Consider the following 2,291-nt stretch of genomic DNA (forward strand, 5'->3'; position numbering starts at 1 on the left):
CAATTCACTTTTAGATTTCACCTGCAGCAATGCATTAAGCAAGTTCCTCTTTATGTCCCTTGATCACGCGCAGTCTTGGCAGCTTCCCTTCTTTTTTAAAAAGGGAAAACATCGCGAAATTGAAAACTGCAAGGAATAGCGATAATACCGCATGTTGAAATCCATGTGTATACAACGCCAAGAATCCGCTTACAAAACAATAAATGCTAACTACTAGATAAAAATACATAAGAAGCTTTCCCACTTCTCATTCCCCCACTTTTTCGTTTGTAATTTTAATATTAACAGAATTTACGAAAAAATGTCACATAATGTTCACAAATAGTTCAATAATTTTTCACATTCATATATTTTAATCTGCTATAACATCGTACATATAGTTATTAAAGCCGGTTTTAAACCGCGGGATATAGCAGTGCAGTCTGTCTAAAATATTGTACTTTGAGTGCTTTAATTGATAATGTTTTTGTTTATGTATATAATTTACATATAAACAACATAAATTAAAAAAGAGTCCCGGCTGCAACCGGAACTCTCATGTACAGCAAGCTGCCTGAAGTGCAGCGGCCGGTTAAAACAAGAAATAACCTATTCCAACATTGGCGTGCAGGGTAGGTTATTTCTTTTTGTTTGAAGAAATACCAATGGCAATTACAGCAACGATCAAAGTCGCGAAACTCACAACCAAATTCATTGCCTCATAAGTTACCAACAGCATCACCTCCTTCCTAATACCGAAATGGAGGTGACCTCTGCCCACCCTGCAATTTGCTGTACGAGCAAATTATACCATATTTTAACTCTTCATCCTAACATGCAAAAGGACTCAAATTATTATCAATTGAACAACGGATCAAGCCCTTTCCCTAAATTGGAAGGCTTTTTCTCTTGTGAAAGTCCTAATTGATATAATTCCTCATGAAATTATAAGTCATCTAAAAATAGGTATACAAAGCAATGGAATACATTGCTTTTTTCCTTTTACAGTGATTTTTATGCAATTAATTAAAAGACGGTTTTACAAGCGAACAATTGCCGATTTCCGCTTGCAATCTCGGTTCATAATAACTTAGCTTCGTAAGGAAATAACAAGTTTCAGGAAAATGATGCTCCAAAAAGCGCAGGTCCGTTTTGTTCATTAGTCTATCTGATTTAAATTTGTTCACCATGCCGATAATAAAGCGATTCATTTCGAGTGTTGTTCTGCCCACGTCATAGACGAATTCTCTTTGTCGTGCAAATCCGGGTTCTTTTACCCGTAAATAGCCTTTTAAGTGATGGTTCTGGACAATAAATAGCTGGTATTTGCTAATGTAAGCTTCTGCCTGCCTTTTTGCAACGACCTCAATTGGGTCTAACATATTCTCGAATAGCACCGCATGGCCTAACTGATCCTCAAGCCAAAGATCCAACAATTCTGGCAGAGCGAGAGGTACTGGGTCTTTCCCCTCTGCCAACTGGCTTAATATCCTCAAATATTCCGCGTTTTCAATCTGGGTACCATTAAAATAAGTGGGAGATAAATTCAGATTAACATCGTTATCAATTCTTAATGCCTGTATATGGCCTTCAAAATCAAGATACCCTTTTGCAACGGGCCATACCTGAGCTGCAAATTCAATCATTTCCCTGTCAAAAAACTGTGCCGAACGGGGAATCGTTTTTAAAAGTGATAACAACTTTCCGTATAAATTAATGTACTGCTGTGCCAAATTCACATACTGCACCTCTGATGGTGATAAATGATCTCTAACGAAAAATGCATGATCCTGAAGCATTTCCAGCCAAAATAAATGTTCATCCCATAGAGAAATCATCTGACTCTCCCTCCTTCTCCTCCTAATAAATACGGTCAGAAGCAAGAAGAAATGAATTATTTTCCAAATATTTTTCTAATATGCCTTCAAATAAATTTAATTATCATTTGCACTCATCTTTTTCCTCATCTAAGCAATAATAAGAAAATCTAGCACGAAATCATTTCATTCCTCTAAAGGGTGTTGCGTAATGAAGAAGACAAAATTTTTCTTACTGCTATTAACGATATTGCCGTGGCTTACCTTCCCTCTTTTAGGCAAACATACGATAAAAAAGTTCCTTCCTGGTGCCTTATTCATGGGCATTTACGTAACATTTGAAGGCATGCTCGCAGAGAAGAGAAAATGGTGGTGGTGGCCATTTAACATCAAACCTAATGTATTAGGTGAACTCCCATTGATCTGGGGACCCTTCTTCGTTGGCTCATTTTGGATCCTGAAATATACTTATAAAAAATTCCACCTGTATGTATT

General features: G+C 36.9%; 3 protein-coding genes and 1 pseudogene. 1 reads left to right on the forward strand and 3 read right to left on the reverse strand.

Going from position 1 to position 2,291, the window contains the following annotated elements; translation table 11 throughout:
- Positions 1 to 34 precede the first annotated feature (34 nt).
- From WB217_RS17020 to WB217_RS17030, 3 genes are all read right to left on the reverse strand, one after another.
- Positions 35 to 244, reverse strand: coding sequence for a hypothetical protein (locus tag WB217_RS17020; protein WP_423994475.1), 210 nt, complete (start codon positions 242 to 244; stop codon positions 35 to 37).
- Positions 245 to 616: 372 nt separating this feature from the next.
- A complete protein-coding gene (locus WB217_RS17025) occupies positions 617 to 712 on the reverse strand; it encodes a putative holin-like toxin (protein WP_229365770.1) in 96 nt (31 codons plus the stop codon).
- A gap of 289 nt (positions 713 to 1,001) precedes the next feature.
- Positions 1,002 to 1,817, reverse strand: a complete 816-nt coding sequence (locus WB217_RS17030; RefSeq protein WP_423994476.1) for a DUF2935 domain-containing protein — start codon at positions 1,815 to 1,817, stop codon at positions 1,002 to 1,004.
- A gap of 190 nt (positions 1,818 to 2,007) precedes the next feature.
- Between WB217_RS17030 and WB217_RS17035 the strand changes: the two are divergent.
- A pseudogene (locus WB217_RS17035) lies at positions 2,008 to 2,291 on the forward strand (hypothetical protein); the annotation flags it as partial.

It is taken from the genome of Mesobacillus sp., from assembly GCF_049588175.1.
In the GTDB taxonomy this organism is placed as follows: Bacteria; Bacillota; Bacilli; order Bacillales; family Cytobacillaceae; genus Mesobacillus.

Excerpts from the sequence above, each read along its gene's own strand:
- WB217_RS17030 (WP_423994476.1), bottom strand. The coding sequence starts at position 1,817 with ATGATTTCTCTATGGGATGAACATTTATTTTGGCTGGAAATGCTTCAG.